The 26541-nt window shown below is 70.4% G+C and carries 17 protein-coding genes and 1 pseudogene; 4 read left to right on the top strand and 14 right to left on the bottom strand.

Annotation, left to right across the window (positions count from 1 at the left end; genetic code table 11):
- The 4 genes from ACX114_RS02510 to treZ all read right to left on the bottom strand — a co-directional run bounded on the left by ACX114_RS02510 (position 1) and on the right by treZ (position 5324).
- Positions 1 to 420, bottom strand: coding sequence for a VOC family protein (locus tag ACX114_RS02510; protein WP_459294333.1), 420 nt, complete (start codon positions 418 to 420; stop codon positions 1 to 3).
- 62 nt (positions 421 to 482) lie between these two features.
- Positions 483 to 1913 (bottom strand): M20 family metallopeptidase, encoded by a 1431-nt coding sequence (locus tag ACX114_RS02505; protein WP_459294331.1) that lies wholly within the window; start codon positions 1911 to 1913, stop codon positions 483 to 485.
- 153 nt (positions 1914 to 2066) lie between these two features.
- Positions 2067 to 3329: a discoidin domain-containing protein gene (locus tag ACX114_RS02500; RefSeq protein WP_459294329.1), complete on the bottom strand. Its 1263-nt coding sequence runs from the start codon at positions 3327 to 3329 to the stop codon at positions 2067 to 2069.
- A gap of 150 nt (positions 3330 to 3479) precedes the next feature.
- Positions 3480 to 5324, bottom strand: a complete 1845-nt coding sequence (treZ, locus tag ACX114_RS02495; protein WP_459294327.1) for a malto-oligosyltrehalose trehalohydrolase — start codon at positions 5322 to 5324, stop codon at positions 3480 to 3482.
- Between the two features lie 214 nt (positions 5325 to 5538).
- Between treZ and ACX114_RS02490 the strand changes: the two genes are divergently transcribed.
- Both ACX114_RS02490 and ACX114_RS02485 read left to right on the top strand, forming a co-directional pair.
- Entirely contained in the window at positions 5539 to 6687 is a 1149-nt protein-coding gene (locus ACX114_RS02490) for an AAA family ATPase (protein ID WP_459294325.1), read from the top strand.
- A gap of 130 nt (positions 6688 to 6817) precedes the next feature.
- A complete protein-coding gene (locus ACX114_RS02485) occupies positions 6818 to 7195 on the top strand; it encodes a DUF5335 family protein (protein WP_459294323.1) in 378 nt (125 codons plus the stop codon).
- 85 nt (positions 7196 to 7280) lie between these two features.
- Here the strand turns inward: ACX114_RS02485 and ACX114_RS02480 are convergent, their stop codons facing one another.
- The 7 genes and pseudogenes from ACX114_RS02480 to ACX114_RS02450 form a co-directional block, all read right to left on the bottom strand.
- The gene (locus ACX114_RS02480) at positions 7281 to 8096 is read right to left on the bottom strand and encodes a matrixin family metalloprotease (RefSeq protein WP_459294321.1); all 816 of its coding nucleotides are present in this window, start codon (positions 8094 to 8096) and stop codon (positions 7281 to 7283) included.
- 315 nt (positions 8097 to 8411) lie between these two features.
- Positions 8412 to 9806, bottom strand: a complete 1395-nt coding sequence (locus ACX114_RS02475; protein WP_459294319.1) for an MBL fold metallo-hydrolase — start codon at positions 9804 to 9806, stop codon at positions 8412 to 8414.
- Positions 9807 to 10054: 248 nt separating this feature from the next.
- Positions 10055 to 15128, bottom strand: a pseudogene (locus ACX114_RS02470) (DNA topoisomerase 3).
- Between the two features lie 268 nt (positions 15129 to 15396).
- A complete protein-coding gene (locus ACX114_RS02465; RefSeq protein ID WP_459300047.1) occupies positions 15397 to 16755 on the bottom strand; it encodes an NAD(P)/FAD-dependent oxidoreductase in 1359 nt (452 codons plus the stop codon).
- 124 nt (positions 16756 to 16879) lie between these two features.
- On the bottom strand, positions 16880 to 18046 hold the full coding sequence (locus ACX114_RS02460; RefSeq protein WP_459294317.1) for an NAD-dependent epimerase/dehydratase family protein: 1167 nt from the start codon (positions 18044 to 18046) through the stop codon (positions 16880 to 16882).
- Entirely contained in the window at positions 18043 to 19329 is a 1287-nt protein-coding gene (locus ACX114_RS02455; RefSeq protein ID WP_459294315.1) for an NTP/NDP exchange transporter, read from the bottom strand. The genes ACX114_RS02460 and ACX114_RS02455 overlap by 4 nt, the downstream gene beginning before the upstream one ends.
- Before the next feature lie 68 nt (positions 19330 to 19397).
- Positions 19398 to 20693, bottom strand: coding sequence for a pyridoxal phosphate-dependent aminotransferase (locus ACX114_RS02450; RefSeq protein ID WP_459294313.1), 1296 nt, complete (start codon positions 20691 to 20693; stop codon positions 19398 to 19400).
- Between the two features lie 162 nt (positions 20694 to 20855).
- Between ACX114_RS02450 and ACX114_RS02445 the strand changes: the two genes are divergently transcribed.
- A complete protein-coding gene (locus tag ACX114_RS02445) occupies positions 20856 to 21527 on the top strand; it encodes an AMIN-like domain-containing (lipo)protein (RefSeq protein WP_459294311.1) in 672 nt (223 codons plus the stop codon).
- Positions 21528 to 21543: 16 nt separating this feature from the next.
- On the opposite strand, the gene ACX114_RS02440 is transcribed toward ACX114_RS02445, so the two are convergent.
- A complete protein-coding gene (locus ACX114_RS02440) occupies positions 21544 to 21951 on the bottom strand; it encodes a hypothetical protein (protein WP_459294309.1) in 408 nt (135 codons plus the stop codon).
- A 76-nt stretch (positions 21952 to 22027) separates the two neighbouring features.
- A complete protein-coding gene (locus ACX114_RS02435; protein ID WP_459294307.1) occupies positions 22028 to 22891 on the bottom strand; it encodes a helix-turn-helix domain-containing protein in 864 nt (287 codons plus the stop codon).
- A gap of 50 nt (positions 22892 to 22941) precedes the next feature.
- Between ACX114_RS02435 and ACX114_RS02430 the strand changes: the two genes are divergently transcribed.
- Positions 22942 to 24057 carry a putative glycolipid-binding domain-containing protein gene (locus ACX114_RS02430; protein WP_459294305.1) on the top strand — a complete coding sequence of 372 codons (1116 nt, stop codon included), beginning with the start codon at positions 22942 to 22944 and terminating at the stop codon, positions 24055 to 24057.
- 481 nt (positions 24058 to 24538) lie between these two features.
- On the opposite strand, the gene ACX114_RS02425 is transcribed toward ACX114_RS02430, so the two are convergent.
- Positions 24539 to 26500 (bottom strand): 4-alpha-glucanotransferase, encoded by a 1962-nt coding sequence (locus tag ACX114_RS02425; protein WP_459294303.1) that lies wholly within the window; start codon positions 26498 to 26500, stop codon positions 24539 to 24541.
- Positions 26501 to 26541 lie beyond the last annotated feature (41 nt).

The following is a 26541-nucleotide window of genomic DNA, read 5'->3' as shown; positions in this document are numbered from 1 at the left end:
TCAGGAGCGCTTCGCTCGCGACTCCGCGGCCACGACCACGACGTAGCCGTCCGGGTCCTTCGCCCAGAACTCCCAGCGGCGCGAGTTCGGGTTCACGTGCGGTTCTTCCACCCACTCCACCTTCAGCGCCTGCGCCGCCTCCACGCATGCGTCGAAGTCCGTGGTCTCGAACCACAGGAGCACGCCGTGGCCTCGCGGCGCCGTGTCCGGCCCCATCAGGTTCGCGTGCTCATCCAGGTCCCACGCGTGGAGCTGGAGCACGAGCTCGCCGTTGTTCAGCAGCATCTCGTACTCGGGCCCGCCGTGCCCGCTCTCGCAGCCGAGCACCGCCTGGTACCACCGGCTGCTTGCTTCGACATCGCGCACCGCGATGAGGGGCTGCGAACGAACGTGGCCGGTGCGGCGGGGCTTGCTCGGCATGGGACGCTCCGGCTCGGAAAAGAAGGACGGGGCGCGTGCGGCCCCGTCCCTCCGGTGAGGCACTACCGCTTGAAGTGGTCGGCGACGACGCTCGCCACCGCGGCGGTCAGCTTCTTGCCCGTGGGGATGTGCAGGAACTCATTGGGCCCGTGCGCGTTGCTGCCCGGCCCCAGCAGGCCCGTGATGAGGAACTGCGCCTCCGGGAAGCGCTCGCCCAGCATGCCCATGAACGGGATGGTGCCACCCTCGCCCATCGCCATCGCGGGCTTGCCGAAGCACGCCTTGGACGCGTTCTCCACCGCGTTCGACAGCCAGCCGGCCAGCGGCGGCGCGTCCCAGCCCACCGACGCCTTGTCCCCTTCGAAGGACACCTTCGCGCCGTACGGCGGATCCTTCTCCAGCGTCTCCTTCAGCGCCTTCGCGGCCGCCTTGGGGTCCACGCGCGGCGGGATGCGCATGGACAGCTTCCACGTCGTGAAGGGGCGCAGCACGTTGCCCGCGCTCGCCAGGGCCGGCACGCCCTCCACGCCCGTCAGCGCCAGCGCCGGCCGCCAGGTGCGGTTGAGCACCAGCTCCACGCCGTCCGTCGTCACCGGGCGCGCGCCCTCCACCCAGGGGAACTTCGAGAACAGCTCGTCGCCCATCGTCTGGGCGGCGGCCTTCGCCTGCTGGCGGCGGCCCTCCGGAATCTCCGTGTGCAGGGCCTGCACCTTGATGTGGCCCGTGGCCTCGTCCTCCACGCGCGACAGCAGCATCCGCATGATGCGCATGGAAGACGCCACCACGCCCGTCGCGTCACCGGAGTGCACGCCCTCCGTGAGGATGTCCACGCGCAGGTTGCCGGCCACCATGCCGCGCAGGCTGGTGGTCATCCAGAGCTGCTCGTAGTTCGCGCAGCCCGAGTCCAGGCACACCACCAGCGACGGCTTGCCGATGCGCGGCGCCAGCGCCTCGATGTACGCGGGCAGGTCGTAGCTGCCGCTCTCCTCGCACGCCTCGATGACGATGGCGCAGCGCGCGTGCGGCACGCCCTGCTCCTTCAGCAGGCGCAGCGCGGACAGCGACGCGAACGCGGAGTAGCCGTCATCCGCGCCGCCGCGCCCGAAGAGCTTGTCGCCCTCGCGCTTGGGCGTCCACGGCGTCAGGCCCTCACGCCAGCCGGTCATCTCCGGCTGCTTGTCCAGGTGGCCGTACAGCAGCACGGTGTCGTCACCGCGCGTGCCCGGCACCTCCATGTAGATGACCGGCGTGCGGTCCTTGCCGTCCGCCGTCTTCAGCCGCACCACCTCCACCGTCAGCCCGGGCAGGTGCGTGGCCTGCGCGCGGCACCAGTCCGCGATGAGCTGGACGGCCTGCTCCATGTGGCCGGACTTCACCCAGTCCGGGTCGAAGGCGGGCGACTTGTTGGGGATGCGGATGTAGCGCTCCAGCGCCGGGAGGATCTCCTGCTCCCAGATGCGCTCGGACGAGGCGAGGGCTTGGTCGACGTTCATGGCGGCGCCATGCTGCCCACCCCGGCGCCCCCTGTCGATGGAAAGCCCCGCCTCCCGAGGGCCGGGACACCCCGTCCCGGGCCTCCCCGCCCGCCCGGCGCGCGGCCTGCCGTCCTGCGTCAGGCCGCGTGCGAGCCCGTCTTCACGCGGGGTTCAGGGCTGGATTTCGCGAACACTCAGCCACTTGAAGTCCACGTCCGTCGCGTTGTCCCAGCGGAACACCGCGATGGGGCCACCCCACGTGATGGGCGCGGCCGGCACGGCGCCGCCGCAGTGCTGGGCATCACCGCCCCACCTGCCGGCGTCCGTGTAGTCGTAGACCTTCTTCCAAGTCACCTTGTCCGCGTTCTCGTTGACGTACAGCTCCAGCTTCACCGCCGTCTGGCCGCTGACGGGGATGTTGCGCATGACGGCCTTGAAGCCCACCCAGCGGCCCTTCAGCGCGGACGTCGCGGTGACATAGGGCGTCTGCTCGTAGGAGACATGCCAGGTCTCCTTCTCCCAGCGGGCGCGGCCGTCATAGTGCAGGCCGGCCTTGTAGCTGCTGCCCTCGCAGCCGGAGTGGTCGTCGTTGTGCTTCCCGCCGCGCGCGTACCACGCGAAGTTGTCCTTCACGTCCGCCACCGCGTTGACCTTCACGAAGCCGGTCATCTCGATGTTCTTCCAGTCGTTCGGCGCCTGCATGTAGCCGCGGCTCGCGAGCACGTCCCGGTCGTAGGTGGGAATCTTCCGGTCGTCGTAGCCCGTGGACGTGAAGACGCTCATCCGCACCTGCTTGTCCTTCATCTTCCAGGAGCCGTCGCTGTTGCGCGTGATGGTGTCCTGCGGGTCGAAGCGCGAATCCGCCAGCGCGTTGTCCGCCAGCGTCCACGCCTCGCCCCCGGACTTCGAGGGGTAGAGCAGGGTGACGCCGAAGCGGTCCTTGCCGGCCGTGGGCGTGGCGGCGCTGGTGATGGCGGCCCACTCCGCGATGCTGGCCCAGGTGTTGACGGAGTTGCCGTTGACGGTGACGCGCACGTAGCGGGCGTTGCGCGCGGTGAAGCTGTAGCGCTCGAAGTTCGCGGTGGTGCCGGATGACTTCGTGGACACGGCCGTGGACCAGGTGGCGCCGTCCGTGGACGTGGCGAGGACGAACGTGTTGGTCCGCTCGTCGCCCCGGTGCCAGGCGATGTCCACCGCGGACAGCGACTTCACGCTGCCCAGGTCGCCCCGGAGCCACTGCCCCACGCCGTCGCTGGACCAGCGCGTGGTGAGGTTGCCGTCGATGGAGGCGGACGGCAGGTTCCCGTCATTCCCACTGGCGGTGACAGCGGTGAAGCCCGACGCGGCGAGCGCCGGTGTGGCGGACCCGAGCAGCATGAGCGCGCTCGCGGTGGTGAGGTGCCGCTTCCACGGCGATGGATGAGCTTGAGACAAGGTGTGACCTCCTGGCGGCCGTGTACCGGTCCGCCCCCGAGGGCATTCCTTGTCTGGGTGTGTTTCACGGACCGGAAACACGGCGGCCCGCCTCCCCCGCTTCCGGGGTGACGGGCCGCGCGTGAAACCATGTCTGCCTTTGCGTGCGGGCTACTCGCGCAGCTTCACCACCGCCGCGGAGGGGCCATCCAGGCGCACCACGTTGCCGGTGAGCGGAGACGCCTCCACGGTGCCGCCGTAGCGCGGGTTCTCGCTCCACATCACGATGCCCGCGCTCGCGTGCGGATTCAGCGTGTGCATCAGCGAGCCCCGCAGGTTCACGATGATGAGGAACGTGTCCCCTTCCGCGCGGCGCTCCAGCACGAACGCGTCCGGGCCCAGCGAGCGTGCGTCGTGCGTGCCCTGACGGCTGGTGAGCACGGGCTCCGTGGCGCGCAGGCGCAGGAGCTCCTTGTAGAGCGTGTGCACGCCCGCGGCCTCCGCGTTGTCCAGCTCGCCCCAGTCCAGCGTGGAGCGGGTGAAGGTGTCGCGGGCCTGCGGGTCCGGCACCTCCTCGCCCTTGAAGCGCGAGAAGCCGGCGAACTCCTTGCGGCGCCCCTCCGTGACGAGCTTGCCCAGCTCCGCGTTGTGGTCCGTGAAGTAGAGGAACGGCGTGCGCGCGTTCCACTCCTGGCCCATGAAGAGCAGCGGCGTGAAGGGCGACATCAGGAGCAGCGTGCTCATGGCGCGGTAGGCGGCCGATGACACGTCCTCCGACAGGCGGTTGCCGAAGGGCCGGTTGCCCACCTGGTCATGGTTCTGGATGCAGTGGACGAAGTGCCACGGCCCCAGCCCCTTCGGGTCCGTGCCGCGCGCGTGGCCCAGGTTCTTCGACTTCTGGCCCGTGTAGAACCAGCCCTGCCGCAGCGTCTTGGCCAGGTCCTCCGCGCTGCCCGTGTAGTCCTGGTAGTAGCCCTCGTGGTCGCCCGCGAAGGCGCGCCGCAGTTGGTGGTGCAGGTCATCCGCCCAGACGCCGTCCAGGCCATAGCCGCCCTCGGACGCGGGCGTGACGAGCTTGCGTTCGTTGCGCTCGTCCTCGGCGATGACGACCACGCGGCGGCCGGAGCCAGCGGCGTGGGCGCGCTCCACGATTTCAGCGAGCAGGTGCGGCTGGCCGTCGTCCACCAGCGCGTGCGCGGCGTCCAGGCGCAGGCCGTCCGCGTGGTAGTCGCGGATCCACATCTCCACGTTGGAGAGCACCAGCGAGCGCACGAAGCGGCTGCCCTCGCTGTCGTAGTTCACCGCGTCGCCCCAGGGCGTGTGGTGCTTGCCGGTGAAGTAGTGCGGCGAGTACGCGCGCAGGTAGTTCCCGTCCGGTCCGAAGTGGTTGTAGACGGCGTCGATGAGCACCGCGAGCCCGTGCGCGTGCGCCGCGTCGATGAGCTTGCGCAGCCCCTTGGGCCCGCCGTAGGTGGCCTGCGGCGCGAAGAGGTCCACGCCGTCGTAGCCCCAGTTGCGGGTCCCTGGGAAGCTGGCCACCGGCAGCAGCTCCAGCGTGTTCACGCCCAGTTCGCGCAGGTGGGCGAGCTTCGGGATGAACGCCTCGAAGGTGCCCTCCGGCGTGGCGGTGCCCACGTGCACCTCGTAGATGACCAGGGCCCGCGGATCCGGCCCCTTCCAGTGCGAGTCCGTCCAGCCGTGGTCGGAGCCCACCACCTCCGACGGGCCGTGCACGCCCTGGGGCTGCGAGCGGGACCACGGGTCGGGGAAGGGGTCTCCGCCATCCACGCTGAGCTTGTAGCGCGTGCCCTCGGCCAGGTCCGGCAGCGCGCCGCCGAAGCAGCCATCCGCCTCGGCGGTGAGCGGCACCTTGCGCAGGACGCGGTCCTCCGCGTCGTAGAGGACCACGTCCACGCCCTTGTGGCCGGGCGCCCAGACGCGCCAGCGCACCGAGGTACCCTCCGCCCACGCCCCCAGCCGGGGCGCCTGCGACCGTGCTTCAATCGATTGAGCCATGTCGTGTCCCTGTTAATGCGCGGACGCGGGCCCGGGGAGCACCCCTCGCCCTCAAGGCCCACCGCTGTTCACGGGCCGACCTCTCGGGGTCCACGAGTGCGGACCGGCGGACGGAGGGGCGCACGCCCTTGGGTCACGGGGGGATGGCTTGTGGCGCCCGGGCCCGTCCCGGATGATGGGCGCCGCCGAGCCTGCCCTCCTGGAGCCCACCGCGATGTCTCCCCGTTCCGGCGTCGAACCCTCCGCCTTCCCCGAAGGCCCGCCCATCCAGGAGCGCGTGGCCGCGCTGGAGGTGCTGTCGCCGCAGGAGATCGACGCGCGCCTGGGTGACCTGGGCTACCGGGGCCAGTCCGAGGCCCGCCGCGCCGCCTCCGTGCTCGCCTACCGCCACCTGCGCCGCATCCGCCGGCTGTACCTGGAGGGGCTGGAGCCCGAGCCCGGCACCCGCGAGAACGCCCTCTTCCTGGGGCCCACCGGCTCCGGCAAGACGTTCCTCGTGGAGCTGATGTTCCGGGAGATTCTGGGCGTGCCCACCGTGCTCGCGGACGCGACCCAGTTCTCCGAGACGGGCTACGTGGGCGACGACGTCAGCACGCTCCTGTCCCGCCTTTATGAAGCCGCGGAGCGCGACGCGGCGTGGGCCGCCTGCGGCGTCATCTGCATGGACGAGTTCGACAAGCTCGCCACCAGCCGCTCCGACAGCCGCTTCTCCGGCCAGCAGACCACCAAGGACGTGAGCGGCTTCGGCGTGCAGCGCAGCCTCCTGCACCTGCTCTCCGCGGCGCAGGCCACCTTCCCGCCAGACTTCGGCTTCACCAGCCGGATCCGCTCCGAATCCCTGGACATGGGCTGCATCACCTTCATCGCCTGCGGAGCCTTCAGCGGCTTCCGGGGCACGGCGGAGACCATGACCCACGTGGAGCGCGTGGGCTTTGGCCGCACGCCCGGCAAGGGCGGCCAGAAGGACCTGGAGTCCATCGCCACGCGCATCACGGAGGAGCACCTGGAGAACACCACCGCGTTCTCCCGCTACGGCTTCATCCCGGAGCTGATTGGCCGCTTCAACCGGCTGGTGTCCTTCAACCCGCTGGACGCGGCCACGCTGGGGGACATCCTCCAGGACAACGTGCTGCGCACCTGGGAGCGCGAGTTCGCCCATGAAGGCCTGGAGCTCACCGTGGAGCCCGCCGTGCGCGAGTGGATCGTCGCCCGCGCCCTCAAGCGCGAGACGGGCGCCCGCGGCCTGCGCACCGCCCTGGCCCCCGTGCTGGAGCAGGCCGCCTACGAGCACTTCGGCCATGGCAAGGCCGCCACCGTGCGGCTGGTGTTGAAGGACGACGCCGTGCACGCCGTGCGCGGCTGAGGGCCGAAGCAACCGACGCACCGGGGCCCGGTCCGCGGGGCCCCCGGAGCGTCGTTCAGCCGGGCCCGTCCTTCACCCGCGAGTCAGACGCCTTACGGTTGAGGCACACGACAGCCGCGGAGGCGGACCCATGGCACACATCAACCAGGAAATCCCCCGGGAGCAGTGGGCGAGCTACCTCGCCGGCATCAGCAAGCAGGACGCCACCCAGTGGGTGCGCGTGGAGTCCATTGACGCGGAGACGGGCGACCAGCCGCTCGCCGACCGCCTGCCCCTGGTGGACATCTCCCTGGAGAGGAAGGGCAGCGACTCCGGCGCCGTGCAGATCATCGTGGGCCGCGAGGACGGGCGCATCACCCACCGCATCCTCGAACCGGACCACGTCTACGCGGAGCTGGACGGAGACACGGGCGCGCTGGAGTGCCTGGAGATTGGCGAGCGCGGCGGCAAGACGCTCATCTTCTTCGAGCGCCCCACGGAGGCCGACGAGGTCTCCGCCCGCTTCTAGCCGCCACCAGAAACGGCACGAGGCCGACGGGCGCGTCGCGAAGACGCTCCCACCGGCCCCTGCCCCCTCAAGCGTGAAGCTCAGCTCACGGGTACAGCGCGCGGGCGCCCTGCTTGTCCAGGGTCGTCAGCACGAGGTCGCCCGTCTGGGTGCCGTTGCACTGCGGGTAGTGCATGACGGAGGAACGGTCGTAGGTGGAGGTCAGCGCGCGCCACTGGCTGTCCTCGTAGCAGCCGCTCGCCGTGGAGCGGGTGTGCTCGTGACGGAAGCCCAGCGTGTGGCCCAGCTCGTGGCGCAGGATGCCCGTCAGGGTCCAGGGCGACAGGTTGCCGAAGGCGCTGCTGTCCACCAGCACGTTGCGGCCCGAGCGGCTGGAGTTCGGGAAGAACGCGCGCGCCACGTAGGACTGGCCCGACACCGGACGGATGTCGAACAGCACGCCCGTCTGGGACGCGGTGCAGGACGCGTCGTACTGGGACAGGTAGGTGAAGTTGACGCTCGCGGTGGCCTCCCAGGCCGCCGTCGCGCTCGCCATCGCGTTCACCATCTTCGTCTTGTTGGTGCCGAAGTTGTTGCTGATGCAGTACGTGAGGTTCAGCTTCTGCGTGCTGTTCCACTTGATGTCGCCGCCGATGTAGTACACGGCCAGGCCGTCCTGGGACTTGCCCAGCTGCGCCTCGACGACGTTGTGGAAGTAGGCCTTCAGCTCCTCCTCGGACTCCAGGGCCTCGTCACCGTTGACGATGATCTTCCCGCCCTCCCACGGCTCACGGTAGGCGTTCGCCTGGAACTCCTCCCACGTCGGCTTGACCTCGGACTCCTGCGCGGACTCGGGGCCACCGCACGCGCCGAGCGTCAGGGACACGCCAGCCAGCATCGCAACAGAGCGGAACTTGAGCATTGGGAACTCTTCCTGGGTGCTTCGAGGGATGCGCGGCCACCGGCTGGTCTTCCCACCAGTCGCTGTCCGCCGCGCGCCGGGCCATTGAGCAACTGTCGGGCCAACGGCCCTTCCCAGGAGAAAAACAGGAAACGCGGGGATAGCTGGAGCGCTCCCGCTCCAGCCCTCCCCACGTCAACCGTCACTTCACGTGACGTTTACAATCCCAAGTCTTCTGAAAGACTAGGCTTTTCGCAGGCGGCCTTCGCTGTCCGGGAAAGCGACAGCAAGGTGTCCTGATTCCGGTCAGACCGCCCGGGGCTTTCCAGGGAATCCCTAGAGGATGGCGCGGCGCATCTTCCAGTAGGTCTCCTTGGCCATGCGGAAGGTGTTGGAGCCCGGGGGCAGCAGGGTGCGCAGCAACTCCGCGGACTGAATCTGGAGGGGGCGCACGCAGTGGGCATCCAGCTGGTGGCGCAGGTAGCCCACCATGTCGCGGCTCCGGTACTCGTTGAAGTAGTTGCGCAGCTCCGCCGCCGTGCGGGCCTTGCCGTTGTCCGCGTACTTGGCCACGAAGGGGCTGAAGTCCGGGTAGAGGCTGCCCTTGCCGAAGCCGCCGTGCACGGTGGTCTTCATGAAGTTGCCGATGAGCAGGTCGTCGAACACCTGGTACTTCACGGCGGTCATCAGCGAGTTGCGGGGCGCCTCGAAGGTGATGCCCTTGTGGAAGCGGCGCTTGTTGAACTCGATGACGTGCTCCTGGCCGCCCACGCGGAAGCGCAGGAAGTCCATCACCGTGCCCAGGTGCTCGACGGCGCGGAAGTACTGCTCCAGCTGCTTCACCTCGTCCGCCTCCAGGCGCTCGCTCCAGTCGTCCCCGAACTCCTTGGAGTCCACCGGCCTGATGGCGCGCTCCTTCGGGTTGATGGAGACGGAGGAGTCGTTGGTGAAGTCGTGGCGCAGGAAGGCCGGGAGCATCTCGCAGGTGTCGGAGGCGAAGCCCCGCGCGTAGTCCGGCAGCGTGGTGGTGTACTCGGAGCACCAGACGCTGTCGGAGCGCTGGTACTTGTGCATGGAGCTGAAGGGGACGAAGTAGCGCACGCCGTACGTCTCCGCCATGCGCGCGATGGTCTGTCCCACGGGCGTCTTCGCCGCCGCGTACGGGAGGATGCGGCGCCCGTCCTCGGTGAAGAAGTTCATCATGTCCGCGTCGCCATAGCCGGACAGGGCCAGGAGGTACGTCTCGCTGTACTCCTTGATGACCCGGCGCACGAAGCGGCCCTGGCCGCGGTCACCGGCGTCGTTGAGGTTGACGATGAGCCGGCCGCCCACCTCCACGAGCAGCACCGCGTCCTGGTTCACGTCCGGGATGCACAGCACGCGGATGCGCGGGGACAGGCGCGTCCACTGCCGGTCCTGGAGCACCTGGACCTTGAAGCCCGCCTCGCGCAGGTCGTCGCGGATGCGGCCGCCGACGTGGTTGGGGACCAGCAGCGTGCGCTCACGGAGCTTCTCCAGCGACGCCATGCTCAGGTGGTCCGGGTGGCCGTGGGACAGCCACACGTAGGGGCAGTCCAGGATGGACTGGCGCTGCTCCTCCGGAATCTCGTGGGACAGCGTCCAGCTTCCGAAGTACGCGTCCCCGTCCGTCCAGGGGTCGGTCACCAGCACCGGTCCGTTGTCGTGACAGATGAGTGTGGCGTTGCCAATCGTCTCGAAACCCAGCTCCATTGCGCGCCCCCTTGGACCCCTCACGCCGCTCCCATTGCGCGTGTGGACGAGAAGGTGGCACCCGGACTTTTGCCTACAAGCTTGGGAAACAAGCTTCACGCCTGGCCGGTAGCCCCCCGCGCCTGCGGCCCAGGAAAAGGCGTTCCCTTGTCAGGCGGTTCGAGGCGGACGCCGCTGCCCTTGGAGTGCCCTGGACGGGCGGATCCACGCGCCCCTGTCCGCCGGGTGACACGCGGATCCGCCTGCCGTCAGCGTCGGCGGGACACGAGCGAGAGGATCTGCGGTCCGTAGCGCTCCGCGAGGGTCGGGCCCACGCCGTGGATGGACATCAGCTCCGCCCCGCTGGAGGGCCTTGCGCTGGCGATGGCGTCCAGCACGCGGTCGGTGAGGATGCGGAAGGCGGGCACCTTGCGCTTGCGGGCCTCGGTGAGGCGCCACTCCTTGAGGGTGGCCACCAGGGCCGGGGACGCCGGAGGCAGGTCGAAGTCCGGCGGCGCGCTGCGGGACGCGTTCCAGGAGGCACGGGCCCCCCGGCCTGGCGACGACTCCGGCGTGGCGCGCGCCTTCCAGCCGCTCCGGGCCAGGGGAGCGTCGGAGGGGAAGGACTCCTGGCTGAAGTCGTCCGAGGCGCCCCGGCGGCTCTTGCCGCGCCCCCGAGACGTGCCCTCCGCGCTGGAGGCGGCGCGCTTGCGGGACGTGCGCTTGGTGCCACCGGCGGCCGTGCGGCCCTTGCGCTTCTTGGAGGGCACCTCGCGCGCCTGGGGGAGCACGACCTGTCCGGGGGCGATGACGCGGGCGCGGCGGCCGGTGTCCGTGAGGGCCAGCCGCTGGAACTGGATGACCTGGCCGTCCTTGTCGAACGAGTCCGACTCCAGGCGCACCAGCCCCGCGCGCACCAGTCCGCCCACGAGCCGCTCGAAGTCGCGGCGGTGGAGCTGCTCCCCGAAGAGCTCCCGGTGGAGCCGTCCGGTGGCCTGGCCGTCGCGGGCGTGGAGGGCCTCCAGGATGCGGCCCAGCGCGTGGGCCTCCAGGGCGGAGGGCTCCTCGAAGCGGACCACCTCGCAGGACTCGGGGGCGCAGACGTCGCACAGGCCGCAGGCGGCGCCGGAGTCCTGCACGTCACCGAAGTGCGCGACCAGGTGGCGCATGCGGCAGTCATGCGCCTCCGCGTACCGGCCCATCTGCTCCAGGTGGAGCTGCTTGCGCTCGCGCTGCGCGATGTACGCCACGGCCCAGCCCGCGCGGCCGCGCCGCACGTCCTCGTCCGGAGTCATCTCCACGCCGCCGTGGATCCACAGTTGCTCCAGGGCCTTGTCGAAGATTTCCGGGTCGCCGCGCACGCGGGCCTGGATGGAGGCCTTGGGCTCCAGCTCGTTGGAGGTGGCCTGGTAGATGCGTTCCAGGACGGAGGGGTCCGGGTAGTCGCGGCGGTGGAAGAACTCGTGGGTGCGCCGGTCCACGAAGGCGTGGAGCAGCACCGCGCGCGAGTCCTTGCCGTCGCGGCCCGCGCGGCCCAGCTCCTGGTAGTAGCCCTCCAGGCTCGCGGGCAGCGCCGCGTGGATGACGGTGCGCACGTCCGGCTTGTCGATGCCCATGCCGAACGCGGTCGTGGCGACGATGACCTCCAGGTGTCCCTTGAGGAAGGCGGCCTGGATGCGGTCGCGCTCCGACGGCTGGAGGCCCGCGTGGTACGGCGCGGTGTGGAAGTCGTGCGCGAGCAGGTCCGCGTACTGCTCCGCGTGCTTGCGCGTGGACGCGTAGACGATGGCGGGCCGGTGCTCCGGGTTCTTGAGCAGCGACAGGATGGCGTCGCCGCGGGCGCCCGGATTGAGCTCGCGCACCTCGATGGCGATGTTGGTGCGGCGGAAGCCGTGGATGAAGGTGTGCGCGGCGCCGCCGCGTGAGCCCCGCAGGCCCAGTTGCTGGACGATGTCCTTCTGCACGTCCGGCGTGGCGGTGGCGGTGAGCGCCACCACGGGGGCGGGACGCAACAGCGGCAGGCGCGAGCCCAGGAGCCGGTAGTCCGGACGGAAGTCGTGGCCCCACTGCGAGATGCAGTGCGCCTCGTCGATGGCGATGAGCGAGGGCGTGCGGCGGGCGAGCAGCTCCACGAAGCCGGGGACGCCCAGGCGCTCCGGGGCGATGAAGAGGAAGTCCAGGCGCCCTTCAAGGTACTCGGCGCAGACCTGCCGGGAGGTGGCCCGGTCGCGGCCGGAGTGGATGCGGTCCGCGGCGAAGCCCAGCGACTGGAGCCGCAGCACCTGGTCCTCCATCAGCGCGATGAGCGGGCTGACGACGACGGTGGTGCCCGCGCGAGCGAGGCCCGGGAGCTGGTAGCAGAGGGACTTGCCCGCGCCTGTGGGCATCACCAGCAGCAGGTCCTCGCCGGACGTGGCCGCGCGGCAGACCTCTTCCTGGTACGGGCGGAAGTCGTTGAAGCCGAAGGCCTCCTTGAGGAGTCCGCGCAGCTTGTCCGGAGGCGTGGGAGGGCGGTGCACGCGCTCCGGCCGGGTGCTGCCCATGTTCACGGTCTGGGGCTGACGCTTGGCCCGGCCGAAGCCCTCGGAGGAGGTCTGCACGAAGGCGGTGCGCACCTCCGCGGACGGGATGTTGGGAGGCCGGTCCTGCACACGCGGCGACGCGGCCTGTTCGGCTCCACCGTGAAGGCCGTGCCCCGGAGCGCCCGTCGCGAAACGCGAGGAACCGTGAACGTCGGCTCCACCAGAGGCACCGTGGGCAGAAGCCCCCGCGTGACGGGCATCGCCGAGGTGAGCCACGCCGCCGTAGGAGCCGTGGGCAGAAAGCCCCGCGTGACGTGCATCACCGGGGTGGGTCGCGCCGCCGGAGGCACCGTGGGCAGAAGCCCCCGTGTGACGTGCATCACCGGGGTGGGTCGCGCCGCCGGAGGCACCGTGGGCAGAAGCCCCCGCGTGACGTGCGTCACCGAAGTGGGTCGCTCCGCCGGAGGCGCCGTGGGTGGAAGCTTCCGCGTGACGGGCATCACCGAAATGGGCCGCGCCACCGTGGGCACCGCTGGCGGAGGTGCCTGCGGTGTGACGTGCGTCGCCTCCTGCGCCAGGGCCGAAGGCGCGGGAGCCATCTCCCGCCATGCTCGCGGAGGCACCGACTTCATTGCGCGCGGAGTGGGCGCGGGCCGCGGCCTGCACAGTGGCGTTCGCGGCCTCACGGGTCCGGAACAGCTCCTCGGCGGGCGCCTTCGCGGGATGCGGCCTTGTGGCTTCGAAGCGTGCGCCTGCGGCCTCGTTCCGGGGCCCCGGGCCCGCCACCGGCGTGGGCGGCAGCGACGTGGGCGCCTGGCCCACGACCTCCCGCACATACGCCTCGATGCCGCTCATGAACGCATCCAGTGCGCCCTGCCCGCGCTCGATGCGCTGGAGCCACGCCTCCCACTGCCCCGTCATCACGGGGGACTTCACGTCCGGGTGCACCACCTGGATGAGGTGGATGCCCTTGTCCGTGGCCACCAGGCGCTTGCCCTCGCGGGTCAGATACTCGCGCTCGAGCAGCAGCTCGATGGTCGCGGCGCGCGTGGCGGGCGTGCCCAGCCCCGTGTCGCGCATCGCGTCCACCAACTCCTTCTCATCCAGCGTGCGCCCCGCGGACTCCATCGCCGTCAGGAGCGTGGCCTCCGTGAAGCGCGGCGGCGGACGCGTGCGCTTCTTCACCGCCTCCACGTCCTCCACCGTCTGCGCCTGTCCGCGCGCGAGCCCCGAAGGCAGGTCCTGCGGCTCGTCGTCCGGCTCCTCCTCCTTGTCCTTGTCCGCGCCCTTCTTGCCCTCCGACTTGAGGCGCGGCGCCTTCTGCCCGCCCCCCACGTCCAGGACCTTCCAGCCCACCTTCTCCACCTGCGTGCCCGCGCTGTGGAAGCGGTCGACCACCGGCCCCGCGTCCCCCTTCGACGTCACCGCGGTGATGACCGTGGTCACCTTCCAGACGTGGTCCTCGTGCCACGCCTGGAGCAGGCGCCGGCACACCAGGTCATAGAGGCGCTGCTCGTCCGGAGACAGCCGCACGCCGGACGCCGGCATGGGCGTGGGGATGATGGCGTGGTGGTCCGTCACCTTCGAGTCGTCCACGTAGCGCTTGCCCAGCGGGCGCTCGCCCGTGCCCGGCGCCAGGTCCTCCCGGTACGGAGCCTCGATGGCGCGCACCACCTCCGGCAGCGTGTCCGCCACCGTCTCCGACAGGTGCCGGCTCGCGGTGCGCGGGTAGCTCAAGAGCTTGTGCTTCTCATAGAGCGCCTGCGCGACCTCCAACGTGCGCTGCGCGCTGAAGCCGTAGAGCCGGTTCGCGTGGCGCTGGAGCTCCGTGAGGTCGTAGAGCAGCGGCGGAGCCATCCGCTTGGTCTCCGCGTCCAGCGACTCCACCACCGCGTTGCCGCTGCGCACGCGGTCGATGACACGGCCCGCCTCCACGCCGTCCGCGTCCAGCCGGCGCGCCTCGCGCACGGACTCGTAGCCCGGCGGAATCACCGGCTTGCCGTCCGGCCCCGAGCGGAACCACGTGCCCTGGTAGCGGGCCCCCACGGGCGCGCCCTTGCCGCGAGGCGAGAAGGTGGCCACGACCTCCAGGTAGTCCCGGGGCACGAAGTCGCGGATGGCCAGCTCGCGCTCCACCACCATGGCCAGCGTGGGCGTCTGCACGCGCCCCACGGACAGCATGTTGCCGTAGGTGCCGCTCGCCAGCGTGTAGAGGCGAGACAGGTTCATGCCCACGAGCCAGTCCGCGCGGCTGCGCCCCATGGCGGCGGCGGCCAGCGGCGCGTAGGCCTTGCCGTCCTTGAGGTGCTGGAAGCCGTCGCGGATGGCGCGCTCGGTGAGCGACGACACCCACAGCCGCCGCACCGGCTTGCGGCACCCGGCGGCGTCGTAGATGTACCGGAAGATGAGCTCGCCCTCGCGCCCGGCGTCCGTGGCGCACACCACGGCGGACACCTCCGGCGCGTTCATCACCCGGCGGACGACCTCGAACTGCCCCTTCGTGGAGTCCGACACCACCAGCGGCCAGTCCCCCGGAAACATGGGCAGCTGCGAGCGGTGCCACTTCTTCCACTCGGGGCGAATCTCATGCGGCTGGGTCCAGGCCCACCAGGTGGCCAATGGCCCACGTCACGACGTAGCCGTTGCCGCGAAGGAAGCCCTCGCCGCGCTCGGTGGCGCCGAGCACCCGGGCGATGTCGCGCGCCACGGCGGGCTTCTCCGCCACGACCGCGAGGACGGAGCCCCGCCCACCGCGAGCCGACCCACCGTCCACGCTCGCGTCCCGCGACACCGACCTGTCCCATCCGGGCGACTCGCCCATCTCATCCCACCTCATGACCTGTCCCCTCCCCGCCCCTGAACGCCCACCCGCGGGGTCGGGCCCCCCACCATGCGCGTTCCTACCCTTCCCTATCGCGAGAGGCTGACATGGCCAGGGCCCCCCTGTCCCGCTCCGTCACGCCCGCCTCCCCACCAGGGGGCCCGGAGCTCGCGCCAGAAGAAACGATGGGTCCGATCAAAACGGAAATCGCCCCGGCGCCAGCAGGCACCGGGGCGACTTTGCGCACCACGTCCCAGGTCTTCCGGCCTCAGTGCACCGGAGCGGGCTGCGACGCCGGGAGCTCCGCACGCGCGGGGGGAGGCAGGGCGGGCGCCTGGCGGGGCGGAGCCAGGGCGGGCATGCGCTTGGACACGTTGTGGGTGATGAGCCGCATGTTCCGGCCTCCCTGGGTGAAGAACGTGTAGGCCCAGTTCAGCATCACGAAGAGCCGGTTGCGGAAGCCGATGAGGTAGGCGATGTGCACGCCCGCCCAGACGCACCACGCGGGCAGCCCCTTCATGCGCCACTTGTCGAAGAGCACGCCCACCGCGTAGCCGCGGCCAATCACCGCGAAGCTGCCCTTGTCGTGGTAGCGGAACGCGCGCAGCGGCTTGTTCGCCAGACGGTCGCGGATGGTCTTCGCCGCGTGCCGCCCCATCTGCATCGCCGCCGGCGCGATGCCCGGCACGGGCTTGCCGTGCTGCTCCACCGCCGCCACGTCGCCAATCACATACACGTCCTCCAGGCCCGGCGCCGTGAGCAGCGGAGACACCTTCACCCGCCCCGCGCGGTCCAGCGGCACCTCCAACGAGCGCACCAGCGGCGACGCCGCCACCCCCGCGCCCCACAGCACCGTGCGCGTGGCGATGCGCTCGTCACCGAACGTGACGCTCTCCGCGTCCAGGTCCGTCACCAGGGCCCCGGTGCGCACCTCGACGTGCAGCTTCTCCAGGTCGCGCTTCGCGGCCTCCGACAGGTCCTCCGAGTAGGCGCTCAGCACGCGCGGCAGGCCTTCCAACAGGACGACGCGCGCCTGGCGCGTGTCGATGCGCCGGAAGTCCTTCGGCAGCGAGTGCCGCGTCATGTACGCGAGCGCCCCCGCCAGCTCCACGCCCGTGGGCCCCGCGCCGATGATGACGAAGGTCATCCACTCGCGCTGGCGCTCAGGGTCGGGCTCGCGCTCCGCGGCCTCGAAGGCCGTCAGGATGCGCTCGCGGATGCGCACGGCGTCGTCCAGCGTCTTCAGGCCCGGCGCCACGTCCGCCCACTCCGGGTGCTTGAAGTACGAGTGCGACGCGCCCGTGGCCAGCACCAGCGAGTCGTAGGGAATCTCCCCGCCCTCCACGACGAGCACCTTGCGGCGCGCGTCCACCGACTTCGCATCCGCCAGCAGCACCTCCGTGTTGCGCGAGTGCAGCACGCTGCGGATGGGCGCGGAGATGTCCGCGGTGTTCAGCACCGAGGTCGCCACCTGGTAGAGCAGCGGCTGGAAGAGGTGGTGGTTGTAGCGGTCCACCACCGTCACCCGCACGTTGTCCGCCTTGCCCAGGGCCTTCGCGGCCTCCAGCCCGCCGAAGCCCGCCCCCACGATGACCACGTGATGCCTGCTGTCCCGGTCGCGTTCCATGGCGGACAAGGTGCGGACGCATGACGCGCCCGGCCAGCACCGCGTGTTCCTCGCCTGCCTGCCGGCTCAAGGACGGATGCCCGGCCGCTCCACGGCCAGGCATCCGGAGTCAGAACGCGGCGGCTCAGCCCGCCTTCGCGGTGCCCTTCGCCTGATGCCAGGCCGCGAGCACCTCCTTCTCACGTTCCGCGGACAGGCCCGAGCGCAGCTTCTCCTGGCGGTCCGCCGGCAGCGCATGGAACCAGGTCAGCGTGTCGCGCACGGTGTCCGCGAGCGGCCGGGTGGCGAGCCCCGCCTGCGTCGCTTTGGCGATGCTCACCGCGCCGATGCCGCTCTCCGGCCCGGTGCGCGGCACCCACGCGGGCATGTCCCCGAAGGCCGTCACCTTCTGCTGCTCCAGGAACGCGCTGTCCACCCAGGTGAAGCGCGCGTCGCTCCCGGTGGTCTTCTGGATGTCCTCCAGCATGCCCTTCATGTTCATGGGCTGGACCGGGCCGGTGACGTTGAAGATGCCCGTGGTGCGGCGCTCCACGTTCCGGATGATGAACGCGGCCAGGTCGCGCGCGTCGATGATCTGCACCGGATCCTCGCCGTCGCCGGGGGCCAGCACCTCGCCGCCCTTGGCCACGCGCAGCGGCCAGTAGGTGAAGCGGTCGGAGCCGTCATCCGGGCCCACGATGAGGCCGGGGCGGATGTTGAGCGTGCGGCCGGGCAGCGCGGTCTCCGCGGCCTTCTCGCAGAGCGCCTTGAGCGGGCCGTAGCTCGTCTCGCCCACCTCCTCCGTGGTCTCATCCGGGATGGTGCCCACGGCGTCGGACTCGTTGAGGTCCTTCTTCGTCATCTCCTTGTAGACGGACACGCTGGAGATGAAGACGTACTGGCCCACGTTGGGCGCGAGCAGCTCCGCGGACGCCTTCACGATGCGCGGCACGTAGCCGGACGTGTCGATGACCGCGTCCCACTTGCGGCCCGCCAGCGCCTTCAGGCCTTCGCCCTTGTTGGGGTCGCGGTCGCCCTGGAGCTTCTCCACGTCCGGGAACAGGCCCGGGTTGGACTTGCCGCGGTTGAAGAGCGTGAGCGTGTGGCCACGCGCCTGCGCCACCTGCACCAGCGCGGGGCCCAGGAACCGGGTGCCGCCCAGGATGAGGATGTTCAGGGGCTTGCCCGGAGCATCACCGCCCTTGTCGTCCCCCGATGCAGGGCCTGCCTTGGGGGTCGACGCACAGCCCAACACCTGCACCGCGCCCAGCGCGGCCGCTGCTTGAATCACGCCTCTTCGGGTCAGCTTCATGCCGTGGTTCCTCCAGGAAGGGTCGTCTGCGGAAGGGTCTCAGCGGCGCGCGTGCGCTGCTGGCGCGCCAGGTACAGGGCCACCGCGAGCCACAGCGCGGCCACGGGCACGGCCGCCAGCGACAGGCCCGTCATGCCCAGGCCCAGCGCGGTGAGGCCGCCCTGCAGCCACGCGCTCAGCGTGTCACTGCCGCGGTACACCACCGTGTCGATGAAGCTCTTGGACTTGTAGCGGGCCTCGCGGTCCACCGTGGTGAACAGGATTTCGCGCGACGGGCGCTCCAGTGCGTAATGGCTCGCGCCCCGGAGCGACTTGACGGCAATCAGCACCGCCAGCACCGGCGCGAACGCGAGCACGCCAAAGCCCACCAGGGTCAGCACCGGCGCCACCGCCATCGCCACGCCCAATCCCAGACGCGAGATGACCCGCCCGGTGACGAGCGTCTGGATTCCCAGCGTGAGCACCTGCACCCAGAAGTCGATGTCCGCGAACGCCGCCGTGCGCGACGCCGCGTCCTTCGCCAGGGACGCGACGAGTTGCACCTCCTGGTAGTACAGGAAGGTGGAGGTCGCCGCGTACAGCAGCACCTGCATCCCCAGCGCGAGCAGGAACGGCGACGTCACCAGGAGCCTCAAGCCCGCGAGCATCCCGCCGCCCACCGGCCCCTCGCGCGTGGCGGGCTGGTGCTGCACGTCCCTCGCCCAGTGGCCCAGGCGGCGCACGCACTGCGCGCTCACCTCCAGCATCACCGCGGACACGAGGATGAGGTTCACCGGCCCCACCGGCTCCGCCAGTCTGCCCACCAGGAACGGACCGACGATCATCCCCGTGGTGCCACCCGCGGCGATGAAGCCGAAGAGCCGCTTGCCCTGGTCGCTGGCGAACACGTCCGCCATGAAGCTCCAGAAGATGGAGACGACGAACAGGTTGTAGACGCTCAGCCAGACGTAGAAGGCGCGCGCCACGCCCTCCTTCGCCACGCCCCATTTGAGCAGCGCGAAGAAGGCCAGCAGGTTGAGGAGGAAGAAGCGGTAGACCCGCGGCACCACCACCCGCCGGGGGTAGCGCGCCACCAGCGCGGAGAAGGCCGGCACCGCCAGCAGCATCACGACGAAGGTGACGGTGAAGAGCCAGGGCAGGTGCTTCACGTCCCCGGCGGTGCCCATCTCGTTGCGGATGGGCCGCAGGATGGCGTAGCCGCACATCAGCGTGAAGAAATAGACGAACGCCCCGAGGACCGCCCCTACCTCCTCGTCACGGACGTCCACGAAGCGCTTGAGCATGTTGGCGGCGCTCCCAACGCCACGGCTGGCAGGCTATTCCCTGCCTGCCAGCCTGTGGAGGAAAGTGGCTACCGGGCCGAGAGGATTTCACGCACGGTGGCCTCCACGCGGGGCAGCGCCTCCTCGATTTCGGCGACGGAGGTGGCGCCCACGGAGAGGCGGAACCAGCCCGTGTCCTCCGCCAGGCCGAACGCCTGGAAGGGCACCACGGCGAAGCGGGCCTTCTCCAGCAGCCGCTTGCGGATGGCGTCATTGGTGGTGAGGCCGTCCCTGCCCACCACGTTGAAGCGCACGGTGAGGTAGATGGCGCCCTGCGGCGCGATGGCCTCCACCGGCAGGCCCGCGTCCTTCATGCGCTGGAAGCCCTTGTAGAGGGCCTCCAGGCGCTGGTCGACGCGCTGGCGCATCGCCGTCAGGAAGGACTCGGTGGCGGGGACGTCGTCCAGGTAGCGCGCGGTGGCGAGCTGTTCGGCCTTGGGAGCCCAGGCGCCCACGTGGCCCAGCACGTCACGCATGCGGGAGATGAGGGTGGGCGCGCCCACGCCCCAGCCCACGCGCACGCCGGTGGCGGCGAAGGCCTTGCTGATGCCGTCCACGAACACGGTGTACGGCGCCATCTCCGGCACCAGCTCCACGGGCGTGACGTGCTTCTTGCCGAAGTTCAGCACCCAGTAGATGTGGTCGTACATCAGGATGAGCGGCTTCTGGCCCCGGCCCTCGCGCGCGCGGTTCTCCTCGACGATGCGCTGGCAGATGGCGCGCAGGGCCTCCGGGTCGATCATCGTGCCGGTGGGGTTGAGCGGGCTGCACAGGCACAGCAGGCGCGCGGAGGACAGGTGCGGCTCCAACTGCGCCAGCGTGGGCATGAAGCCCGCGGACGCCTCCGTGGTCACCACCACGCTCTTCGCGCCCAGCATGTGGGCGTAGTGGTTGTTGTTCCACGACGGCACCGGGTAGACGACGACGTCCCCCGGGTCGAGCACCGCGCGGAAGATGGCGTAGATGACGGGGCGCGCGCCGCCCGCGATGGTGATGCCCTCCAGCGGGTACTTCAGCCCCAGGGAGCGCTCGTAGAAGCGCTGCACGGCCTGGCGCAGGTCCAGCACGCCGTCGGACGGCGGGTAGTTCGTCTCACCGCCCTGGAGCGCGGCGCCAATCTGGTCGCGCAGGCCGTCCGGAATGGGGAACTCCTTCGGGTTGAAGTCCCCCACGGTGAGGTTGCACACCTTGTTGCCCTTGGCCACGAGCTCGCGAATCTCCGCCGCGATGCGGAGGATTTCGCTGCCCACGAGTCCACGCACCATGGTGCTCACGGTGGTGTCATCGCGAGAGGGACGCGGGAGGGAGGTCAGGTCAATGGCCATGGTGCGGATCTCTCCAGTGCACGAAGGGGGGCCGGGGGGACGCGGCCCGGCGGACCCTATACGCAACGGCGCCGGGAAGGCGCATCTTCCATGGTCCTGGGGCACGTGGTGTGCGAGGACTCGGGAAGTCCCCGGCTGACGGGGTTTGACGGGAGGAACCGGATGCGCCTGCGACAGGGGATGTACGCGGTGGGAGTGGCGTTGGGACTGCTGGGCCAGGGCTGCCAGAAGCAGGAGCCCCAGACCGTCCCCATGGACGTGCCAGCCGTGCCCCCGCCCGCCAAGACCGTGCCGCGCGAGGGACCGGCCGCCACCGCCCCGGTGGTGCACCAGGTGCTGGACGTGAAGCAGGACGCGGGCAGGCCGGCGTCCCCGGCGGAGGCGGCGCCAGACTCCGAGAGCCCGGCGTGGACCACGGCGACGGTCCAGAAGCCGCGCGGCGAGCCCCCCGCCATCACGCTGCGCTCGGTGCGCACGGGGACACACGCGGACTACGACCGCACGGTGTTCGAGTTCGACGGGCCGCGCCTGCCGGGCTACCAGTTGGGGTACGTGAAGTCAGCGCAGCAGTGCGGCTCCGGCGACGACGTGAAGACGCCGGGAGAGGCCATGCTGGAGGCGCGCTTCACGCTGGCGCGCGCGCACGACGACCAGGGACAGGCAACGGTGGCGCAGCGCTCGCTCAAGCCCGCGCTGCCGTCCCTGCTGGGGCTGGAGCGCGTGTGCGACTTCGAGGGCGAGGTGACGTGGGTGCTGGGCACCGCGCGCCAGGTCCCGTTCCGTGTGCTGGAGCTGACGACCCCCACGCGCCTCGTGCTGGACGTGCGGCACTGAGGCGCGGGGGAGACGGCTACTTCTTGGGAGGCTGGGCGCGCTTCTTCGCGACGAGCTCGCGCGCTTCCTTCTCCGAGTCCGCGAAGTCCACGTCCACCGTCCACTTGCCGGTGAAGTAGAGCGCGAGCATCAGCGCCTTGGCGCCCGCGCGCTGGAGCGGGCCCGTGCCCAGGTAGACGTGGCCGCGGAACCACTCGGCCTTCGCCTGCGCCACCAGCAGCTCTCGCGAGTCCTTGTCGATGCTGGAGTTGGACACGTCGGAGATGACGAACACCGGTCCCTTCTTCGACACCTCCTGGCAGATCTCCAGCACCTTCTTCGAGTCCTCCAGCTTCGAGGGCCCGTTGAACTTCATCACCAACAGGTCCGGCTCTTCGAAGTACGCGCGATGCGCTCCGAACTCCCACTCACGATGATTCGCCACGCGGTCCGTGCCTCATCCAGATGAAGAATTGCGCAGACCCGATAGCATCGAGAACGCGGATTTCCAAGGAGACTGGTTAGACCCGCTCTGTCCCGCTCGACCCGGGTCGAGCACGGGCGCGGTACGCGGACGGCGTGACGCCGAAGCGGTTACGGAAGCGGCGGACAAATTCAGACAGGTCGCCAAATCCACACGCGTAGGCGATGTCCGCGATGCGCTCGCGGTCCGTCCGCAGACGTTCAGCGGCGAGGGTCAGGCGGCGGCCCAGGATGTAGCTGTAGGGGCTCTCTCCCACCACCTTGCGGAAGGTGCGCAGGAAGTGGTGGCGGCCCATGCCCAGCGCTTGCGCGAACACGTCCAGGGAGAGGGGCTCCACCAGCCGGGTCTCCATCAACCGGAGCGCTTCCGTCATGCGGCGCTCCTCGGTGGCGGCGATGGGGCGGGTGGTGCCCTCGTGGATGCCGCTCAGCGCCGCGCCCGCCATCCGCAGCGCCAGCTCCTCCGCTCCTCGCGAGCCCGGCTGCTCGGCCAGCGACTGGACGTCCGCGATGAGTGGTGCGAGCCGCTGGAGGGGCGGCAGCCGGTGCCGGGGGAAGTCGGTGCGCGTCACCCCGGACAGGTCACGGGCCACCTCTTCCATGAGCTCGGGTTTGAAGTGGAAGGCGATGCAGCGGTCGCCCACGCCGTGCTCGTGGCCGCAGCAGAAGGACGTGTGCTGTTCCCCGAGCAGCAGCGAGCCGGGCGTCAGCAGCACGCGGCCGTTCCGGGAGCGGTAGGTGAAGCTTCCGGACAGGACGGCGGAGACGGACACCCAGGTGTGCTGTTCCTCGAAGACAGGATCCTTGGGGCCGGAGCGGCAGAGGATCTCGCTCACGCGCCATCCGTCGCCAGAGGCCAGTCGGCGCACCGTGGTCAGGTCCACTTTCCCCAAGTCGGCCACGGTCCGTCCTTCCATCCTCTCCCCGCACATCCAAACGGGGTGACCGAATCATGGCGATGGAGGCAACGGCAGTCACGCGCGAGCTCATCTGGCGGCGCGTGATGGATGAACTGGGGTTCGAGCATGCACGCGTGCGGCGCGGGCAGGAGGGCACGGAGCTCTCCGGACTGATTCTGGTCGCGGAACAGGGCGCGCCGCTGAGGGCGGAGTACTCGGTCGTCTGTGACAGCGCGTGGCGCACGCGCCGGGTGAGCGTGACTCAATCGTGGCGTGGCGAGCACCAGACGCTCACGCTGGAGCACGACGGGGAGGGCCACTGGCGAAGGGACGGCCGCGCCGCGGAGGAGCTGAAGGGCTGCACGGACGTGGACCTGGGCCTGAGCCCCTCCACCAACGCGCTGCCCATCAACCGGCTGCGGTTGGGAGAAGGCGCCAGCGCGGAGATCCGCGCGGCGTGGGTGAGATTTCCTTCGTTGGAGGTCGTGCCCGCGAGGCAGGGCTACACGCGAGCAGGGCCCACGCGCTACCGCTACGAGAGCCTGGAGAGCGGCTTCCACGCGATGCTGGACGTGGACACGGATGGGCTGCCCATCGAATACGCCGGCATCTGGCGCAGGCTCGCGGAAGGGCCCGCCGCCCCTGTGTCCCCGGCGCAGGCGTTCGTGGAGGCCCTGGTGAGCCCGGGCCCTTCGATCGAGCTGGGCGACGCGGCGGCCACCTTCGGCTGGCTGGTGGGAGGCTGGACCGGGACCATCCAGGACCATGACGCGGACGGGAGCGTCCGCGAGAGCCAGGGTGAGTGGTGGTTCCACTGGGTGCTGGAGGGACGAGCTTTGCAGGACGTGTTCATCGTGCCGTCCAGGCGCGCCCCCGCGCAGTCAGGTCCCGGGGCGAACAGACGCTACGGCACCACGGTGCGCACCTTCGACCGGGCCGGAGAAAAGTGGCAGATCACCTGGGTCAGCCCCACGGGCGGAGCCATCAACCGGCTGTCCGGGGGACGGGATGGAGACCGGCTCGTGCTCCTGGGTGAGCATCACGGGAAGCCCATCCGCTGGAGCTTCTCCGACATCGGACCGGACCGCTTCACCTGGCTCGGGGAGGTACAGGACACCGCTGGGCAGTGGACGCTCCAGTCACGCTTCGACATGCGGCGCATCACCTGAGCCCCTGGCCACGGGCGTCCAAAACCTGTCCGACTGTCGGACAGGTTTCCGCGGCCGGGTAGAGCGATGGACCGCCAGTTCCAGTGCTCCCAAGACCTGTCCGACTGTCGAACAGGACCGTGCCACGCGCTCTCGACGGAGAGCCGGCCCAGTTCTCCAAAACCTGTCCGACTGTCGGACAGGTTTCGACTCGGGTGGAGCGGGAGCCCCGGACCCAGTTCTCCAAGCGGGTCCAACTGTCGGACAGGTTTCTCGCAGCGCGAATGAAGCGGTCGCCCCGGCCACGGTTGTCCAAATCTTGTCCGACTGTCGGACAGGTTTCCGCGGTGCGCCTCCGGCGGGGCGCCCCAGCAGGGTTCTCACCTTCTCATTGCTGGGAGACGGAGCTTGGGCGCGAGAAGGTCCCGGAAACGCCTGGCCACGCGTCGATGTTCGACGCGCAGCTGTGCAGCACCTCAGGTACTGGCGTGGAAGGTGCAACTCACCGCGCGCCGCTTCGCAGCCGGGCCGCGGCTTCGTCCAGCCGGGTCAGCAGCTCCGCGTGCCGTGCTCGGGCTTCGGCTCCGCCCGCGCGCAGCGCCATGGCGAGCACCTGTGGAAGGTTGAGCGCGGCGCCCACGCGCAACCGCTGTTGGTAGTGCTCGGCCCAGTCCGTCGGGATTCGCAGGGACCAGTTGCGCGCGTCCACGGAGCCCGGCGCGTTGTACGTGTCCGGCATGCCCAGCAGGTCCGCGAAGAACACCATCACGCTGCGCGCACGGCTGGCGAACAGGTCCGCGAACTTCGCCTGCGCGAGCAGCCCCGGATCCTCCGCCAGCTCACGTGCGAAGGCCTCGCGCCCCTCCGCTTCGGGGTGCAGCCGCTCCGCGAGGTAGTCCGCCTGGGCGCGCAGCGCGTGCTTCCACTGCCACTCGGAGACCAGCCGCCAGAGCGACTTCGTGTCGTGGTTGCCCACCATCACCCAGTCCTCGGGGGCCACGTTCTCGCTGCGGTACACGTCCGCCGGGTTGTTCAGGTCCGCCTTCTGCGTGACGCGGAAGCGGCCCAGACCATCACGGGCCACCACCCGCGACAGCTCGTACGGGAGCGTGCTCAGCACCTCGCACAGCACGTCCTCGCGGGCCCGGCCGTGCGCCCGCGCCGTGCGCACCACGGAGTCGAAGAGGATGGCGTACCGGGCCACCTGCTCCTCCGTGAGCCCCGTCACCCATCCATCCGCGTAGCGAGGCACCGAGCGGTTCAGCTGCTCCGGAGCCACGATGGAGTAGCGCGCCAGCTCCGGGTGATCCGGCAGGTCCGGCGAGGAGAACAGGCGCGCCCCACCCTGCACCGCGCGCAGCGGATCCGCCGAGCCCGCGCGGTACACCCACGGACACACGAGCCCGTGCGGATGGTCGATGCGCAGCCCGTCGTACTCGGAGAGCATCTTGCCCAGCCGCGCGTCCATGTAGCGCAGCACCGGCCCGGGGCCCGAACCGTCCGGAGCGACGTACTGCTCCGGATCCAGTACCGGGTAGTTCCACGGCTGACCCTCCGGGTTGGTGCGGCTGGGCGGAGCCCCCATGAGGTACGCGCCGAGGAACAGCCCCTGCCGCGCCCACGTGTCCCGGGGCGAAAAACCAATCTGGAGATCCCCGTACAGCTTGAGCCCCCAAGCCCCCGCGAGCTCCCGCAGGAGCCCGTGCTGCTCGTGCACGAGGAACTGGCGGAAGGCGTACTGCTCCACGGCATCGGCTTCGGAGATGAGCAACTCCCGGATGCGCGCCTCCGCCTGCACCACCTCACCGGCACGCGGTGCGAACAGGCGCCCCTCCAGCGAGTCCGCCCAACCGCGCCAGTCATCCGGCGTGTGATGCCGGGCGGCGAGCACGTCGAAGAGCGCATCCCGCTCCAGCCACTCGCGCTGCTCCAGGCGGAAGTCCGCGAAGCGGCGGATGAGCGCGAGGATGGACGCGGGAGCGTCCACGCGGTCCCGCTCGCGCCGGAAGGTGTCCCATGCCTCCTGAAGCGCGCGCGCCTGGCCCCGGCACGCGGAGGAGTACCGGACCTCCGGCCCACCGCCCTCGGGCACCTCGGAGACGAGCCGCGCCAGGGTGTCCGGGGACAGCAACGCGCCCCACGGCCCGTGCGGATCCGTGAGCGGCGCGAGCGCCACGTTCAGCGTGTTGCGTGAGAACAACGTGCCGTCATACGGCGACGGGTTGTAAGAGGTGGTCTGCCCCTGCGGCCCCAGTTGGATGCCGGTGAAGCCCAGGTCCCGAGCGAAGGCGAGGAAGCGCGCGGCGCCCTCGGAGTACGGCGAGCCGCGCCCCAGGTCCTCTCCGGGGAAGCCGGGGAAGCTGGGGTCATGGATGCTCAGGACCCAGCGGGTGACACCCAGTGCGTCCAGGGCTTCGGTGATGAGCGAGCGGTGCGAATCGGGCAGCGGGGACAGGAGCTCCACACTCCCGACCCTATGGCCCCCCGCCCGATGCGCCAACCGTT

This window comes from Corallococcus sp. M7 (assembly GCF_054512695.1).
This window is presented reverse-complemented; position numbering and strand designations above follow the sequence as displayed.

Bases quoted from the DNA above. Each gene is read 5' to 3' on its own strand.
- ACX114_RS02510 (WP_459294333.1), bottom strand. From the start codon at position 420: ATGCCGAGCAAGCCCCGCCGCACCGGCCACGTTCGTTCGCAGCCCCTC.
- ACX114_RS02505 (WP_459294331.1), bottom strand. From the start codon at position 1,913: ATGAACGTCGACCAAGCCCTCGCCTCGTCCGAGCGCATCTGGGAGCAG.
- treZ (WP_459294327.1), bottom strand. From the start codon at position 5,324: ATGGCTCAATCGATTGAAGCACGGTCGCAGGCGCCCCGGCTGGGGGCG.
- ACX114_RS02490 (WP_459294325.1), top strand. From the start codon at position 5,539: ATGTCTCCCCGTTCCGGCGTCGAACCCTCCGCCTTCCCCGAAGGCCCG.
- ACX114_RS02485 (WP_459294323.1), top strand. From the start codon at position 6,818: ATGGCACACATCAACCAGGAAATCCCCCGGGAGCAGTGGGCGAGCTAC.
- ACX114_RS02480 (WP_459294321.1), bottom strand. From the start codon at position 8,096: ATGCTCAAGTTCCGCTCTGTTGCGATGCTGGCTGGCGTGTCCCTGACG.
- ACX114_RS02475 (WP_459294319.1), bottom strand. From the start codon at position 9,806: ATGGAGCTGGGTTTCGAGACGATTGGCAACGCCACACTCATCTGTCAC.
- ACX114_RS02465 (WP_459300047.1), bottom strand. From the start codon at position 16,755: ATGGAACGCGACCGGGACAGCAGGCATCACGTGGTCATCGTGGGGGCG.
- ACX114_RS02460 (WP_459294317.1), bottom strand. From the start codon at position 18,046: ATGAAGCTGACCCGAAGAGGCGTGATTCAAGCAGCGGCCGCGCTGGGC.
- ACX114_RS02455 (WP_459294315.1), bottom strand. From the start codon at position 19,329: ATGCTCAAGCGCTTCGTGGACGTCCGTGACGAGGAGGTAGGGGCGGTC.
- ACX114_RS02450 (WP_459294313.1), bottom strand. From the start codon at position 20,693: ATGGCCATTGACCTGACCTCCCTCCCGCGTCCCTCTCGCGATGACACC.
- ACX114_RS02445 (WP_459294311.1), top strand. From the start codon at position 20,856: ATGCGCCTGCGACAGGGGATGTACGCGGTGGGAGTGGCGTTGGGACTG.
- ACX114_RS02430 (WP_459294305.1), top strand. From the start codon at position 22,942: ATGGCGATGGAGGCAACGGCAGTCACGCGCGAGCTCATCTGGCGGCGC.